Raw genomic sequence first — 16,036 nt, 5'->3', positions numbered from 1 at the left:
GCTTCTGTCAATAAAAGTTAAAATTTGATATAAATGTATTATGGATAAAAAAATACTAGATTTAGAGATGAAAATTATATATTTAGAAGATTATATGATGCAAATGAATAAAATTATTATTGAGCAGGGTATTAAGTTGGATAAGTTAATAGAAGTAAATTCTGTTCTACAAGAAAAGATCATGATATTAGAGGAGAATACCAAACAACCTTTAGATCATACTCCTCCACCTCATTATTGATTTAAATATAATCATAAAATCTAATTGCAGTGTTATTAGCCTACTCTCCCACTCAAAACATTTCGATCAGAAATTGTTTTGCTAAACTAGGAGATTGATATGGAACTTAATATATTATTTGCATGACTGGATTGAATTGGCATTGTACCATCGAGATGGAACTGCGTTAGTTCATGTTAAACAAAACGTGTTGATTAAAAAAAGAAAATTAATAAAAAAAAGTCTAGCGATCACCTACTCTCCCACTAACGCAGTACCATCGGCGCAACTTGGCTTAACTTCCGTGTTCGGTATGGGAACGGGTGTGGCCCAAGTGCTATCATCACTAGACAAAAATTTTAATTAAAAACTCTTAAAAAAAGTGTTTAATTAAAACAACTTAAGAAAACTTAAGTTTATTTTAAATAACGCTGGAGTTAAATTATTCTACTTATTTATACTCCATTATTTCCCGAAGGGAAATAACTAAATAGGGTATAAAAATCATATCCTGTTAAGGAAAATAAAAATATGGTCAAGCCTCACGGGAGATTAGTACCTCTCAGCTAAATACATTACTGCACTTACACTTGAGGCCTATCAACCAGATCATCTCTCTGGTCCCTTTAGGAGAGTTAAACTCTCAGGAATGTCTCATCTTGAGGCGGGCTTCCCACTTAGATGCTTTCAGCGGTTATCCCTCCCGAACTTAGCTACTCTGCAATTACCGTTGGCACGATAACAGATACACCAGAGGTTCGTCCATTTCGGTCCTCTCGTACTAAAAATAGATCCTCTCAAACATTCAACGCATGTGGCAGATAGGGACCGAACTGTCTCGCGACGTTCTGAACCCAGCTCACGTACCGCTTTAATTGGCGAACAGCCAAACCCTTGGGACCTGCTTCAGCCCCAGGATGCGATGAGCCGACATCGAGGTGCCAAACTTTGCCGTCGATATGAACTCTTGGGCAAAATAAGCCTGTTATCCCCGGAGTACCTTTTATCCGTTAAGTGACGGCCCTTCCACTCGGGACCGCCAGATCACTAAGACCTACTTTCGTACCTGCTCGACTTGTAAGTCTCGCAGTCAAGCTACCTTCTGCCTTTGCACTTACAATCTGATTTCCAACCAGATCAAGGTAACCTTTGCGCGCCTCCGTTACTCTTTAGGAGGCGACCGCCCCAGTCAAACTGCCCACCAGACATTGTCCAAAAACCGGATAACGGCTTCTGTTAGAAAACTAATTAAACAAGGGTGGTATTTCACCAACGACTCACCCCAACCTAACGATCAGGGGTCATAGTCTCCCACCTATCCTACACATGTTTAACCAGATTTCAATATCAGGCTGCAGTAAAGGTTCACGGGGTCTTTCCGTCTAACCACATGTAATCGGCATCTTCACCGATACTTTAATTTCACCGGGTCTCGGGTTGAGACAGCGTCCAATTCGTTACACCATTCGTGCGGGTCGGAACTTACCCGACAAGGAATTTCGCTACCTTAGGACCGTTATAGTTACGGCCGCCGTTTACCGGGGCTTCAATTCGCTGCTTCGATAAATCTAACAACTCCTCTTAACCTTCCGGCACCGGGCAGGTGTCAGTCCCTATACTTCATCTTACGATTTCGCAGAGACCTGTGTTTTTGGTAAACAGTCGATTGGACCTCTTTTTTGCAACCTCTCCTCGCGGAGTAGGCCATACTTCTCCCTAAGTTACGTATGTAATTTGCCGAGTTCCTTAACCCGAGTTATCCCGTACGCCTTAGCATACTCAGCTCGCCTACCTGTGTCGGTTTGCGGTACGGTTCCTGTTAATCGAACCTTAGAGATTATTTCCTGGCACGATGAATCCTCTATCTTCCTGCACCCGTAGGTTTAGTACCCTTAACAACTCACCTCAAAATGCGGATTTGCCTACATCTCTCAACAGCTTATTGCTTGGACCGGAACTACCATTCTCCGGCATAGAATCTCCTTATGCGTCATCCCATCGAAATTAACAGAAGTACTGGAATATTAACCAGTTTCCCATCGACTACGCTCTTCAGCCTCGTCTTAGGGGCCGACTCACCCTGGGAAGAAAACCTTTACCCAGGAACCCTTAGGCTTTCGGCGGGAAGGGATCTCACCTTCCTTTTCGTTACTCATGCCTGCATTCTAACTTGTGATACCTCCAGCAATCCTTCCAGATCACCTTCAACAGCCTACACAACTCTCGTCTACCATCCGTATTAATACGAATCCGTAGCTTCGGTACTATGCTTAGCCCCGTTACATTTTAGGCGCTCGACTACTCGACCAGTGAGCTATTACGCACTCTTTCAAGGAGTGGCTGCTTCTAAGCCAACCTCCTGGCTGTCTTTGCAATCGAACTTCCTTCTCCACTTAGCATAGTTTAGGGACCTTAGCTGACGGTCTGGGCTCTTTCCCTCTTGACCATGGATCTTATCACCCACAGTCTCACTGCAATATTTTGTTTATCGGTATTCAAAGTTTGAATAAGTTTGGTACCCGGTGAAGGGCCCTAGCCTAATCAGTGCTTTACCTCCGACAAAAATCATATCACGCTGATCCTAAAACCATTTCGACGAGAACCAGCTATCTCCGAGTTTGATTGGCCTTTCACCCCTATTCACAAGTCATCACTGCCTTTTTCAACAGACTAGTGTTCGGTCCTCCACTTGATTTTACTCAAGCTTCAACCTGCTCATAAATAGATCACTCGGCTTCGGGTCTACGGCAACATACTTGGCGCCCTATTAAGACTCGGTTTCCCTCCGGCTCCGGTACTTCTATACCTTAACCTTGCATATTAACGTAACTCGCAGGCTCATTCTACAAAAGGCACGCCATCACGTCTCAAGGACGCTTTGACCACTTGTAAATCCACGGTTTCAGGTCTATTTCACTCCCCTCCCGGGGTGCTTTTCACCACTTCCCTTACGGTACTCGTTCACTATCGGTAGCTATCTCGTATTTAGCCTTGGAGGGTGGTCCCCCCAGATTCCAGCAGGATTTCTCGTGTCCCGCTGTACTCAGGAATATACTCTACAGCTATATTAGTTTCGCTTACGGGACTATCACCCACTCTGGTACTAGCTTTCCAGCTAATTTCTGCTACTAATATAGTTTCTTACTGCAGTTCGCATCACACAATACAAAACAGTACATCCTACAACACCCCTACTGCAACTCCGTGCAGATATTACACAGTAAAGGTTTGGGCTATTCCCCGTCCGCTCGCCGCTACTAAGGGAATCACAATTGTTTTCTTTTCCTTCAGGTACTTAGATGGTTCAGTTCCCTGAGTCTCACTCCAATACACTATTTTATTCATGTAAAGGTAATAGACATCTTGTCTATTGGGTTACCCCATTCGGCAATCTGGGCGTCAAAGGATGTTTGCTCCTTAACCCAGCTTTTCGCAGCTTACCACGGCCTTCATCGTCGGATAGCTCCAAGGCATCCACCATGGATCCTTATTCGCTTGACCATATATTTTGCTAGCAAAATATAGTCGACAAAAGTTTCAAAGAAACTTCGATAGACATATTGTTACTATCAAAAATATTTGTGCTTTCACACTATAATTTTTATACCCTTCGCTATTTAGTTGTAAAAGAAAGCAAGCTTTCTTTGTTGCAGACTCATTTAAGAGTCAAAAAAAGAAGCTCAAAGAACTTCTAATTATGGAGGTAAAGGGATTCGAACCCTTGACCCCTAGAATGCAAATCTAGTGCTCTAGCCAACTGAGCTATACCCCCAGGCTTATCAATATAGTAAAACTATATCTATTAGCTGATCATTATTAAGCCATGGCTCAACAAAAATCAAATATAAAAAAGAAAAGGAAAAAATACTAACCTATTGTACTGCAGTTTTACTTTACAAGAGTTACCTCTCTTGAATGTCTTTTACCCAAGACATTTAGGGTTTAAAGATAAATCTTTAAGGTACTTAGTAAAAACTAAGCTTCCCTTTCTCGTAGAAAGGAGGTGATCCAGCCGCACTTTCCAGTACGGCTACCTTGTTACGACTTCACCCCCCTTACTAAGCATACCTTCGGCGCCGTCCCCCATAAAGGTTAGACTAACGACTTCGGGTACCCCCAACTCGGGTGGTGTGACGGGCGGTGTGTACAAGGCCCGGGAACGTATTCACCGCATCATGCTGATATGCGATTACTAGCGATTCCACCTTCATGGAGTCGAGTTTCAGACTCCAATCCGAACTGAGACCGGCTTTTTGCGGTTAGCTCCACCTCGCGGCTTCGCATCACTCTGTACCGGCCATTGTAGCACGTGTGTAGCCCAGGGTATAAGGGCCATGATGACTTGACGTCGTCCCCACCTTCCTCCGGTTTGTCACCGGCAGTCTCGCATGAGTCCCCAACTTAATGATGGTAACATACGATAGGGGTTGCGCTCGTTGCGGGACTTAACCCAACACCTCACGGCACGAGCTGACGACAGCCATGCAGCACCTGTAATAGTGTCCCCGAAAGGAAAGAACTATCTCTAGAACGGTCACTAATATGTCAAACCCTGGTAAGGTTCCTCGCGTATCATCGAATTAAACCACATGCTCCACCGCTTGTGCGGGCCCCCGTCAATTCCTTTGAGTTTCACCGTTGCCGGCATACTCCCCAGGCGGTACACTTAACGCGTTAGCTTCGGTACCGAGGTTTGACCCCCGACACCAAGTGTACAAAGTTTACGGCATAGACTACCAGGGTATCTAATCCTGTTTGCTCCCTATGCTTTCGCGCCTCAGCGTCAATCCAGGCCCAAAATGCTGCCTTCGCCATTGGTGTTCTTTCTAATATCAACAGATTTCACCCCTACACTAGAAATTCCACATTTCCCTACCGGATTCTAGTTAATCAGTTTCCTGTCCGTTTCCGGTGTTGAGCACCGGTCTTTCAAACAAGACTTAATTAACCGCCTACACGCCCTTTACGCCCAATAATTCCGAACAACGCTCGCTCCTTACGTGTTACCGCGGCTGCTGGCACGTAATTGGCCGGAGCTTATTCATGAGCTAACGTCATCTACTACTCATTTCCTAGTAGTTTTATTCCTCACTCATAAAAGGATTTTACAACATCTCTGCATTCTTCATCCACGCGGCATCGCTCCGTCAGACTTTCGTCCATTGCGGAAGATTCTTAGCTGCTGCCTCCCGTAGGAGTCTGGGCCGTGTCTCAGTCCCAATGTGGCCGATCACCCTCTCAGGTCGGCTAACTATCGTCGCCTTGGTAGGCTCTTACCCCACCAACTAGCTAATAGTGCGCAGACTCATCTTTCAGCGCAGCAAACGCTGCTTTCCTCTAAAAGCTAAAGCTTAAAGAGATTATTCGGTATTACTCCATGTTTCCATGGGCTATCCCCAACTAAAAGGTAGATCATCTACGTGTTACTCACCCGTTCGCCACTCTCGGAAGTGCAAGCACTTCCTACCGTTCGACTTGCATGCTTAAAACGTGCCGCCAGCGTTCGTTCTGAGCCAGGATCAAACTCTCCGTTATTATGTTTACTAACCGAAGTTAGTAATAACTAAGTTGATCTTTATACTCAAGGTTTTAATTAACATTAAATGTTAAAGTATTTCTTCCCTTCTCTATTACTACTGTAAACATGATACTACAAAGTAGCTCATGCCTTAACAACTAATAAAAGTTATTAAGTTTTTCGTCTCAACAGACTCTTAAGTTAGAGTTGCTGTTGCAACGCTCGATGAATATACCAACTCACATTTTTTTTGTCAACAAACATTCAAAAAAAATATAAAAAACATTTCATATGTCTATTTAACAACTAAAACATAATAGTTCATCTTTAGCTATAACCACATCCTAATACCAACAGATAATGGCCAATAGACAGTATCAGCTCCTAGACTTGGAATAAAGTGAATACCAAAGGATGGTGCAACCTGAATAAAAGGTTCAAGAACTCTATCTAATATATACATATTGATTCCTACTGGTATCCTTAGCCCAAGGGATGGTTGAAAATAGTCTCCATTTTGACTCTGATCAATTGTGACATTACAATAGGCTCCTAAACCAAAAAAGAGATTTAAGGGTTGATTATTAACATATAACATTGTTTTATTTAATGCCCAATAATCAGAGGTTAACGAGAAATTCTTAACTTCTTCTTCAAACTGCCAATTAAATGCAAAATAGAAAGGGACAGAATCTAGTTTAAGAGATAAAGCCACACCTGGAGCAAAAAACTCTCCAGCATTTATATTTCCTTGGATTCCTAGACCCAAAGAAAAAAGGGATGATGTACCAACAAAAATTGATGTAATAATTAACAAACTTAGTTTTTTCATGTTAACTCCTAAATTATTATATATATTTCATATAACACATAATTATATATATTTCATATAACACATAATAAAATAGTATATGTTAAAAAAAATTAAAAGCTTTTAAAACTCAACAACGATTCAAAGTACAAAAAAGTGCAATGAACCTACCTATGAATTGACTGTAATCTAGTATTAAATTAATATAGATGTAATGAAGATTTCTTCAAAAAATCAAGGAGTAATAATGAACGTTATATTCTTAGGCCCTCCAGGCTCTGGAAAAGGAACAATTGCCTCAAAAATTACAAAAGAGTTAAAGATACCACATATATCTACAGGGGATCTTTTTAGAGCTGCAATAAAGGCTGAAAATGATTTAGGTTTAAAAATTAAATCCATCATTGAAGCAGGAGATCTAGTGCCGGACGAGGTTACTATAGAAGTAGTTAAAAGAAGATTAGATGAGTCTGATACAAATGATGGCTACATTCTTGATGGATTTCCAAGAACTCCAGCTCAAGCTGAAGCATTAGGAAAATTTTCTACCGTAGATAAGGTGATTGATCTAAGTTTAAATGATGAAGAACTAATCAAAAGATTATCAGGTAGAAGAGTGTGTAAATCATGTGGTAATAGCTTCCATGTAGATTTTGTTCCGCCTAAAAAAGATGGAATTTGTGATGACTGTGGAGGAGAACTCTACACAAGAAAAGATGATCAAATAGATTCAATCAAAAATAGACTAGAAGTTTATTACTCTCAAACAGAACCATTAAAAGCTTATTATAAAGAGCTTGGTTCTTTATGTCCAATTGATGCTTCTCCTGCACCTTCAGAAGTATTAAAAAGTGTATTAGAAGTTTTAAAATAGCTAATCTAAGATTCTATTCTCTTTAAATAGTTGCCTGATCTTATCTACTTCAATTAGATCAGGTTGCTTAAGAAGATCCTCAGCTTCTTCTTTATTATTAAAACCTTCAGTAATAGCCTTATCTAAATATGAGTACCCCTTACTAAAATCATTATTTTCCAAGAAATAAATTTTTGATAATAAGAATAATGAATTATATTTTAATTCTCCACTAAAATCTTTAATAATTAGCTCAAGAACTCTTACCTGGTTAATATAATCTTTAGACTCCTTATATAGAGCTAGTAAATTAGTAAAAATATCCTCTTCTTTATTTCCAGAAATTATAGCATTCTCATAATAAGTTATAGCTTTTTCTATATTTCCGGCACCTTCTGCTAGTAATGCAGCAATAAAAAACAGGTTCGAATCTTCACTATCAAAAATAAGTGTTTCTATTAAACTAAGCCCTTTAGTAAATTCGTTTAATTGATAATAAAGTTTAACAATACTAATAGCTACACTCTTAGACTTATCTCCCCCATTATATATCTCCAAATAGAGGTTAAGAGAATCCTTAAGATTCCCTTCTTTATATTTAACATAGGCATCTAGCTTTTTTACAACTATATTTTCACTATCGCTATTTTTTAAATATTGAATATTCTCTTTAGCTAAGTCAAACTGAAGTTTTTTTACATATATATAAACTAAGTTGTTCCTAGCTTTATGAAAATCTGGATCAATCTTTAATACTCTAAGATAATAATCCTCTGCTTTATCAAATTGATCTAACTCATAGAAGGCATTACCAATATTGTAGTACTCTAAAACAATATCAATCTCTTCTTTATTTGAGACACATGAAAACAGTAGTATAAAAGATAGATTAACCCAGAATAGTTTCTTCAATCTTACGAACCTGAGATCTATACAATTGGGAAATATTAGTCCCATAATCAGCAACTAATTGTAACATATTCCTAGGATATTCATCCGCATCTTTTCCATTTAGTCTATCACCTGCATCCCCTAATCCAGGTAAAATATAGGCTTTATCGTTTAATATTGGATCCATCCATAATGTATAACAGGTTATATTATCTAAAGCTCTTAAAATTTGCAGGGCACCTTTTAAACTTGACACAACATTAATAAACTTAATAGAACGAGGCTTTACACCACTATCTAACAGATATTTAACAACAGTTACCATACTTCCACCTGTTGCGTTCATTGGGTCAGCAAATATAAGGTCTTTATCCTGCATCTCATCTAAGTTGAAATATGACTTATCAAGATCCAATAGATACTCCATATCAGCTTCATGTTTAGAATCATCCCTTTTAATCTTAAATAGAGCAAATGGTGTAACATGTCCAGTTGATGAATACTCCTGAATTTCCTTACTCATAATCATAGATGGAAGAAGTGCTCCTCTTAACATGACACACATAACAGTATTGTTTATTGCACTATCTACATCTGGGATTTTATGAACAGCATAGTTCTGGACAGGGTGTGTAACAGGAGTTTTAACCACTAAATGATTCTTATTCTTACCAGCTTCATCTCCATAAACCAGGTTAAACATTAACTCAAAAGCCCGTTGAGTATAATAAACAAACTCTTCGTGCCCTGTTTTCTCATCCCTTAGTTTAGCAATGATCCTAGAAGCCTCTCCGTGTTTAGTCTGATGAGTTTCAAATGCATATATCTTTAGGTTCTCTTCCCTACTAGATATATCCTTCATTAAGTCACCCATCTCTTGATACAGCGAAATTATTTTCTTTTTTGTTTCATCATATAAATTATCATTCTCAGATTGTTCATCAAGAATTTTAAATTGTTTCATTGTCTCTTCATATAAAAGTGTAACATCATCTATATGTTTTTTATCTTCATTGGTTAAATAACCATCTAACGCATCAGCTTTTAATATAATTTTATTTGACATCTTATACCTCACTCTGTTCAATTAAATATATAATAATTTTGAGCAAAAAAAAAGCAGATAATAAATTATCTGCTTTTCTACATCTCGTAGGGGAATCGAACCCCTGTTGCATGGATGAAAACCATGTGTCCTAACCCCTAGACGAACAAGACACGTACTTGGATAAACCAATGAGCTGTGTTGGATTCGAACCAACGACCCACGCCTTAAAAGGGCGTTGCTCTACCGACTGAGCTAACAGCCCAAGTACTTTTTAACGCTTGAATAATAATAAAAGCGTCCTAGTTTGTAAAGACCTAATCTTTACTTTTTTGCTTTTTTCAAAGCAGACATCTCGTAGGGGAATCGAACCCCTGTTGCATGGATGAAAACCATGTGTCCTAACCCCTAGACGAACAAGACACGTACTTGGATAAACCAATGAGCTGTGTTGGATTCGAACCAACGACCCACGCCTTAAAAGGGCGTTGCTCTACCGACTGAGCTAACAGCCCAAGTACTTATTAACGCTTGAATAATAATAAAAGCGTCTTAGTTTGTAAAGACCTAATCCTTACTTTTTTGCTTTTTTCAAAGCAGACATCTCGTAGGGGAATCGAACCCCTGTTGCATGGATGAAAACCATGTGTCCTAACCCCTAGACGAACAAGACTTAAACTGAAGTAAACTTCATAAAAGATTATACAATCTCTTTATTGAGCCGTGTTGGATTCGAACCAACGACCCACGCCTTAAAAGGGCGTTGCTCTACCGACTGAGCTAACGGCCCGCTCAACGAAGACTAAATATATAGACTTCCTAAAAAAGAGTCAACCATTCTAAAAAGAAATTCCAATACTTAATAAAAAGTTAAAAACCGAGTTAGCACCAGGCTGGGATCCCTCCTCGGTTCCATACATTGCAAATCCTATATTCAGAGCTCCTAAGTCCACATTTAGTCCTAAAGAGAGTAGTCCTTGATTTACCCCAGAAAGAAGATGGAACTTCTCTAAAAGCTCTAGATCTACTCCGAACCCTAGATGTAATAGGGTGTTCTTTTCAAATTTAAGTAGATCATAATAGTCTATATAAACATCCAGGTCGCTTATAAAATAGGATAGTACTCCAAGGGGATATCTGAACTTAATCCAAAATTTATCTCCCTATAAACCAAATTACCTGTTGTATCATTTCCACTAGTGAAAATGCCTAAAGCATCGGATAAAGAGGAGACAGGATATTTTAATATAGGAGTATATATATCCTTCACAACCCCGCTTAATGAGACTATATCGTATACATTAATAACAAATCCTGCATCTAGGGCAAACATTGGACTAATATTAAGAGGAAAATCTGCTAACAAGGATGAAAAATCGCTCATATACCCCATAAACCCTAATAAATCCTCTTCTATACGTAGCTCTGCCCTTAAAGTTGTTCTAGACATTACTCCAGGCACTAACTCTAGAAAAAAAGAGTCTCCAAACCTCATTTTAAATGGAACAGCTATACCTGCAGAGAATACTAAATCTTCCCTAAGAACAATATCTGCTGTAGAAGTTATCCCAGGAAGGTCTAAATACACATTTGTTGAGTTTTTTAAGTACCATCCCCAGTTATTCCCTATTACACCTATAGATAGAGGCCCATTTATATCTAAACCAACTAGAAGGTTAGTTAACCCCTTATCCTGAAGTGTAGTTAAGAGTGCTGCAGGATCATCTGGGGATAAATCTCCACCTAAATAGAGGTTTAAAACATCTAAAGCATCCCCCTTTAGATTAACATTTAATTTAAAAAAAGATATTTCATCATCGTAATAAGCTAATAACCCTGGATTATTATAAAATGAGTCAAACCCCTGTACCAACCCAGTATGAGGCCCCCTAACGCAACATTGTATAAAGATGTATTATTAGTAACCTCCGATAGAGAGTACCCTGTAGATAGGGTATAAAACAAAAACAGTATTATCAGTATTTTTTTCAAAATGGCAATCCTTCAAATAGACTCGCCATATCATCCCCTAAACCGGACTTGGCAAGCTCTAACATTTCACTAGCGGTTTGAATATCATCTATCTCATCTGCAGTAAAACCAGCAGTTATAAGGGTAGCTGTCTCTAAATCTGCAGCTTCTGAAAGATCAGTCAATCGATCCTCGTCCTGTAGGATATTTCCAACTAAGCCAACACTTCCGATTACAAGCTCAGTACTGGTTAAACTCTCTGGATCTACTAAAAAAGCATCCACAGCGTAGGAGGATGCCTCCTCTATATTTGCTAAACGGTCACTATCTTCTACAAGGTTAGTTAAAAAATCTGAGTCCTCTTCTGAATCACCTAAACTTAAAACATCCTCTATTAATCCATCAATATTAGCTTGCTCCATATTTATAGCGATTAGCTGGGCTGTTTCATCTAAATACTGCTGCACTTTAACAGGATTAGTTAAATCTGACTCACTAAGAGTAATTCTAGAATTATCTAGAGTCTCTTCTGCAGCTAATAGATCAGCTGCAGGTATCTCTGATAAGGGTGTTGTTGATAAATACTCAGCAATTTCTTTTGAGTTCATATCTGATGCATCCTTTTTAAAGGATGATAGATAACTAGTTGTAAATATGTCCTGACAGCCTAAGAGAAGAGATATCAATAGTAGAAGTATAGCTGATCTCATACTTATAACCTTAACCCTATCTCAAAAGCGGCACCCATCTGCTGCCTATCTCCAACCCTAGCACCAAGCTCCTTAGAGTATATAGCAAAGTTAACATCTAAGATAAAGAGTTCTAAACCAAAACCTGCGGTAAAATATCCCTGATTTAGTCCAGATCTTAAAGATAATAGAGAGAATAACTCAACCTCAGCCCCTAAAGACAAATTCCTCCAAAACTGGCTAGACATGGCATAATCTTCCAGTGAACCATCTGTAATAAAAGGAACACTGTAATCTATGGATAATGTTGGATTAAAAACCCTACTTACACTACCTAGACCTGGATTAAAGGATAATCCTAGATTAAGGGTTGTTGGAGTTATATAGATATCATCTACTGATTTAGAGCCTAAAAAGTCTCCATTAATAATGTCATCATAACTACTAGAACTATAATTAATTGTAGTTCCAAAAATATCCAATAGAGCGATACCAGCGGTTAAACCCATAAAACGGGCTTTTACACCTAGATCAAAACCAATACCAACTCCTGTTTTATAATCTAACTCTTCAATAAAAGTAGTGTTACCACTGTTTTCAGCTAATAGATACTCAACAACAGGGTTTAAACTGGTAGTAGTTCTAATCTTATACATGGGCCTTGCCGCAGCACCTATCTCTAAACCAATAATTCCTAGATCAAGGGAAATCCCATAACCAAGCAAAAGGGATGTTGTTAAAATACTATCCAGTTGGGTTACGGTTAAAGACTCCCCATAAACCTCGGAATCTAGTGAGAAAAGTAGACCAAAACCAAAACCATTTCCAGCATACCCTAAAGAAATAGAAGAGCTATAACCAAGTCCATTAGCATATTTATTATTTAAATAGGGTGTAGTAGCTTGAGATATAAGGGCTCCTATTATCTCTCTTCTGTTTATTGGGTCCAAATAATAACTTAGATCTCCTAATTCAATAGAAGTTTTATCTGTACTATTGGCCTCATTATATGAGGCTACAAGATCATCGCTTAATTGGATAAAGTTAGAAATAAGATTAAAGTTACCATTAAAAATAGTAAAACTTCCATCTCCATTTAATCCTGCAGGATTATATTCAAAGGATTCTAATCCATTGGCATTTGCAACAAAGGTATTTCCCATTCCCAAAATCTTAGGACTATTAAAAGATACCTTCTTCTCAAAAAAAGAGTCTTCCCCATGAATGTTAAATATAATTAAGATACTTATAATTAGTAGTATTAATTTTTTCATAATTGACTACCTCCAAGAATTGATACTCCAGGAAGTTCGAAACCTGAGGCTGTATATGCTAAAGCCCCACCTAAACCTAGATAGTGCTCAATCATACTTTGTCCACCTTCAGGAGGTAGGTCCTGGGGATATACTAAGAGAGACGAAGTCGTTCCATTTAAAACGTATGCAGCTAGAGCTACAAAGACATCATTCTCATTTTTTGTATTACTTAAATCACCTTCAAGGGAGAGCTCAACTACTCTATTGATTATAGATGATAAAAGAATAAATACACCTTCATTTTCATCTAATACTTTAGAAGTAGGATTATCAGTATCAACTATAGTTTTACCTAACAAGTCTATAGCGTCTCCTGCATTAAAAAATCCTTGGAAATCGTCTTCTAAACTTACTCGTGTTACATCTGGGTCTTCTGTATTAAAAACATTCTCAATTAAAAGATTGATAGTTAAATCAGCATCTTCTTCACCTGTTACATATTTTGTATAAAGTCTATCAAAGCCATCTATTGCATAGGCATTCCTAGTGTATAGCTCTATTTTAGCAAGGGCTAATGATCTTCTTTGGTAGATATCTATATCATCTAGGTAGGTAGGTAGTGTATTATCAGGTTTTGTAATAAGAATAGAGTTATAATAAGCTATTAAGTCACTCCTATAGGTATCCAATCCCTTTAATGCTGCAAAAAAATTCTCTGCATCATCAGATAGAGCAACATCAGTATATTTATTTATTAGTAATATAGCAGCTTCATCATCATCTGTGGGGAAACTATTTTCATCAACTACTAGGCTAAATGGATTAATATCACTAAACCCTTCAAAATAATTTGTAGTTAATAGGCTTGTTACCACATCACAGGATGTTAGGCCAATTAACAAAAACACAATTGGTATGTGCTTTAACAAATACTTCATACCCTACTCCTTAAATAATACTTACTTACATACTTATTATAAACCAGTTAGAACTAATACACAAATCATAAACCTAAAGATTCATGAACTCTTTTCATACCTCTCTCAGCATCCACTAATGATGAGTTTATAGATAACGCTTTACTATAAGCATCCTTTGCTCTTTGATAATCCTTAGCCTGCTCCCTAGCATAACCTAACCTAGCCCACCATTTAGCATCTAAAGGTTTTAAATACACAGCCATAGATAGAGCTACATCAGCCCTATTATACTCCTCAAGACGAATAAAAACATGTCCCATAAGGTAGTACATATAGTCCGCCTTATCCCCAGAGCTTCGAAGCTCTATATACTTCTCTAAAAAATATAAAGACTCTTTATTATTACCTAAAAAGTAGTGGGCTTCCCCTAAAACTGCAACAAATCGCCAATCCCTAGAGGATTTCTCAAAGGCTTCAGAGCCGTATTTAACTACTTCATCATACCTTTTAAGCCCAAGTAAAGACCAACAAAGTACCGTATAGGAGTCCATTCTCTCTGCAAAACTAGACTCAGGCAGGGTATCAAGCTCCTCTAAACAGATATCTACAGCCTCATCATAATTCCCTTGGCGCCATGAAACTAAGGCGTTTTTCTCTTTTTGAGAGAAGATTGGCAGGGTTATTAACATTAGAGAAAGAATTAAAAATATGGATCTAAGTTTATTATTAAGCAAATCTAGGCCTCCCCTGTCATCTGGCACTTACCACTAAAGAAGCAACCATTTTCCATTTTTACTTTTGGAGCCTCAATATCCCCAGTAACTCTTGCTGTTGAAAAAAGTATAACACTCTCTGTGGCCTTAATATCCCCTATTACTTCACCTCTAATGTTTACACTAGCAGCATTAATATTAGCCTCAACTTTTGCATCCTTCTCTATATATAATATTCCTACAGAGTCTATATCTCCATGTAATTTTCCCTTAATCATTAGAGGATCACTAAATTCTAAGGATCCAGTAAATTCTATATCTTCACCCATTACTGTATCTAATTCGTGTTCTTTAACCCTACTTGAATGAATTTCTGCCAATTTTATCTCTCCTTATCGCTAATTTCTGCTTCAACAACGCCTAAAACTTTATTTAAAGAGGATTTTAAATCCCTTCTCATATCCGACGTATATGAATTATATTTTTGTAAATCTAAGAATAACTGATATTCATCATTACAAGTCTGTTTTATTATTTCAAGTAGGCTATTGTAACCACTTGTAGATATTGCACTATTTTTTAAGTGAAGATCTGAAAGAGTCCTACCTATAAAATGTGTTATACCCTGGGTATACGCTGCCTCTCTATCGTGCTCCTGGGGAGTCATCTCTATAACAGACAAATTCAAAGAATTAAATAAATCAATCCATTTATTATATTTAGATTTATCCACCCTTACTTCAGACACAACTATAGGTAGCCCTGCAATTCCAAAACGACCAGAATCAGGCCCAAACATAGGATGGGTACCTATAATATCGACACTGCTAGGTAATAAATCCAACATTAGTTTAATAGGATGAACTTTTACAGAACAAGTGTCCATTATTAAAGTTCCAGGTTTAACCCTATCCTTAATATTGTGCAAAAAACTCTCCATTGCTGAAATTGCAACACAAATAACAATTACATCACAGGATAAAACTTCATCCTCAGAAACCCTCTTTATTGTTGAAGGAGCTACTCTACTGCTATTCCGGCTATAACCCTTAACCGTAGCAACTTTTGAGAGCTGATCTCCCCAAAAAACACCAAATCTACCTAATCCATATATCCCTATCGTCATAAATAGTGATTATAAAGGAGATC

At 37.9% G+C, this 16,036-nt stretch carries 12 protein-coding genes, 7 tRNA genes and 3 rRNA genes; 2 read left to right on the top strand and 20 right to left on the bottom strand.

Features of this window, described 5'->3' with window-relative positions; translation table 11 throughout:
* The first annotated feature begins 40 nt into the window (after positions 1-40).
* Positions 41-241, top strand: coding sequence for a SlyX family protein (locus tag EW093_RS13825; RefSeq protein WP_149568970.1), 201 nt, complete (start codon positions 41-43; stop codon positions 239-241).
* 221 nt (positions 242-462) lie between these two features.
* On the opposite strand, the gene rrf is transcribed toward EW093_RS13825, so the two are convergent.
* From rrf to EW093_RS13800, 5 genes are all read right to left on the bottom strand, one after another.
* Positions 463-571, bottom strand: a 5S ribosomal RNA gene (rrf, locus tag EW093_RS13820).
* 180 nt (positions 572-751) lie between these two features.
* Positions 752-3,721: ribosomal RNA gene (locus EW093_RS13815) — 23S ribosomal RNA — on the bottom strand.
* A 197-nt stretch (positions 3,722-3,918) separates the two neighbouring features.
* Positions 3,919-3,992, bottom strand: a tRNA-Ala gene (locus EW093_RS13810).
* A gap of 224 nt (positions 3,993-4,216) precedes the next feature.
* Positions 4,217-5,755: ribosomal RNA gene (locus tag EW093_RS13805) — 16S ribosomal RNA — on the bottom strand.
* The 16S, 23S and 5S rRNA genes sit together here with 1 tRNA gene alongside, the layout of an rRNA operon.
* Before the next feature lie 314 nt (positions 5,756-6,069).
* Complete coding sequence (locus EW093_RS13800) at positions 6,070-6,570, bottom strand: hypothetical protein (protein ID WP_149568969.1); 501 nt, start codon at positions 6,568-6,570, stop codon at positions 6,070-6,072.
* A gap of 226 nt (positions 6,571-6,796) precedes the next feature.
* Here EW093_RS13800 and EW093_RS13795 point away from each other — a divergent pair, with 226 nt between their 5' ends.
* On the top strand, positions 6,797-7,423 hold the full coding sequence (locus EW093_RS13795) for an adenylate kinase (RefSeq protein ID WP_149568968.1): 627 nt from the start codon (positions 6,797-6,799) through the stop codon (positions 7,421-7,423).
* Here the strand turns inward: EW093_RS13795 and EW093_RS13790 are convergent, their stop codons facing one another.
* The 15 genes from EW093_RS13790 to EW093_RS13720 form a co-directional block, all read right to left on the bottom strand.
* The gene (locus EW093_RS13790; RefSeq protein ID WP_187759719.1) at positions 7,424-8,314 is read right to left on the bottom strand and encodes a tetratricopeptide repeat protein; all 891 of its coding nucleotides are present in this window, start codon (positions 8,312-8,314) and stop codon (positions 7,424-7,426) included.
* Positions 8,292-9,359, bottom strand: coding sequence for a uracil phosphoribosyltransferase (locus EW093_RS13785; RefSeq protein ID WP_149568966.1), 1,068 nt, complete (start codon positions 9,357-9,359; stop codon positions 8,292-8,294). The genes EW093_RS13790 and EW093_RS13785 overlap by 23 nt, the downstream gene beginning before the upstream one ends.
* Positions 9,360-9,439: 80 nt before the next feature.
* Positions 9,440-9,511: transfer RNA gene (locus tag EW093_RS13780), tRNA-Glu, on the bottom strand.
* 19 nt (positions 9,512-9,530) lie between these two features.
* Positions 9,531-9,603 (bottom strand) — tRNA-Lys (locus EW093_RS13775).
* Positions 9,604-9,689: 86 nt separating this feature from the next.
* Positions 9,690-9,761 (bottom strand) — tRNA-Glu (locus EW093_RS13770).
* Between the two features lie 19 nt (positions 9,762-9,780).
* Positions 9,781-9,853 (bottom strand) — tRNA-Lys (locus EW093_RS13765).
* 86 nt (positions 9,854-9,939) lie between these two features.
* Positions 9,940-10,011: transfer RNA gene (locus EW093_RS13760), tRNA-Glu, on the bottom strand.
* Between the two features lie 44 nt (positions 10,012-10,055).
* Positions 10,056-10,128 (bottom strand) — tRNA-Lys (locus tag EW093_RS13755).
* Between the two features lie 315 nt (positions 10,129-10,443).
* Complete coding sequence (locus tag EW093_RS13750) at positions 10,444-11,211, bottom strand: hypothetical protein (protein ID WP_149568965.1); 768 nt, start codon at positions 11,209-11,211, stop codon at positions 10,444-10,446.
* Positions 11,212-11,326: 115 nt separating this feature from the next.
* Complete coding sequence (locus EW093_RS13745; protein ID WP_149568964.1) at positions 11,327-12,019, bottom strand: hypothetical protein; 693 nt, start codon at positions 12,017-12,019, stop codon at positions 11,327-11,329.
* Between the two features lie 2 nt (positions 12,020-12,021).
* Positions 12,022-13,272: a PorV/PorQ family protein gene (locus EW093_RS13740; protein WP_149568963.1), complete on the bottom strand. Its 1,251-nt coding sequence runs from the start codon at positions 13,270-13,272 to the stop codon at positions 12,022-12,024.
* Positions 13,269-14,192 (bottom strand): hypothetical protein, encoded by a 924-nt coding sequence (locus EW093_RS13735; RefSeq protein WP_149568962.1) that lies wholly within the window; start codon positions 14,190-14,192, stop codon positions 13,269-13,271. The genes EW093_RS13740 and EW093_RS13735 overlap by 4 nt, the downstream gene beginning before the upstream one ends.
* Before the next feature lie 65 nt (positions 14,193-14,257).
* Entirely contained in the window at positions 14,258-14,908 is a 651-nt protein-coding gene (locus tag EW093_RS13730; RefSeq protein ID WP_149568961.1) for a tetratricopeptide repeat protein, read from the bottom strand.
* 2 nt (positions 14,909-14,910) lie between these two features.
* Positions 14,911-15,267 carry a bactofilin family protein gene (locus EW093_RS13725; RefSeq protein WP_246745038.1) on the bottom strand — a complete coding sequence of 119 codons (357 nt, stop codon included), beginning with the start codon at positions 15,265-15,267 and terminating at the stop codon, positions 14,911-14,913.
* Positions 15,268-15,269: 2 nt separating this feature from the next.
* Positions 15,270-16,013 (bottom strand): prephenate dehydrogenase/arogenate dehydrogenase family protein, encoded by a 744-nt coding sequence (locus tag EW093_RS13720; RefSeq protein ID WP_149568960.1) that lies wholly within the window; start codon positions 16,011-16,013, stop codon positions 15,270-15,272.
* Between the last annotated feature and the right edge of the window lie 23 nt (positions 16,014-16,036).

Origin of the sequence: Thiospirochaeta perfilievii (assembly GCF_008329945.1) — a bacterium.
GTDB lineage: Bacteria > Spirochaetota > Spirochaetia > DSM-2461 > DSM-2461 > Thiospirochaeta > Thiospirochaeta perfilievii.
This window is presented reverse-complemented; position numbering and strand designations above follow the sequence as displayed.

What these genes read in the sequence shown, in the direction of transcription:
- EW093_RS13825 (WP_149568970.1), top strand. Translation starts at nt 41, where the DNA reads ATGGATAAAAAAATACTAGATTTAGAGATGAAAATTATATATTTAGAA.
- EW093_RS13800 (WP_149568969.1), bottom strand. Translation starts at nt 6,570, where the DNA reads ATGAAAAAACTAAGTTTGTTAATTATTACATCAATTTTTGTTGGTACA.
- EW093_RS13795 (WP_149568968.1), top strand. Translation starts at nt 6,797, where the DNA reads ATGAACGTTATATTCTTAGGCCCTCCAGGCTCTGGAAAAGGAACAATT.
- EW093_RS13785 (WP_149568966.1), bottom strand. Translation starts at nt 9,359, where the DNA reads ATGTCAAATAAAATTATATTAAAAGCTGATGCGTTAGATGGTTATTTA.
- EW093_RS13745 (WP_149568964.1), bottom strand. Translation starts at nt 12,019, where the DNA reads ATGAGATCAGCTATACTTCTACTATTGATATCTCTTCTCTTAGGCTGT.
- EW093_RS13740 (WP_149568963.1), bottom strand. Translation starts at nt 13,272, where the DNA reads ATGAAAAAATTAATACTACTAATTATAAGTATCTTAATTATATTTAAC.
- EW093_RS13735 (WP_149568962.1), bottom strand. Translation starts at nt 14,192, where the DNA reads ATGAAGTATTTGTTAAAGCACATACCAATTGTGTTTTTGTTAATTGGC.
- EW093_RS13720 (WP_149568960.1), bottom strand. Translation starts at nt 16,013, where the DNA reads ATGACGATAGGGATATATGGATTAGGTAGATTTGGTGTTTTTTGGGGA.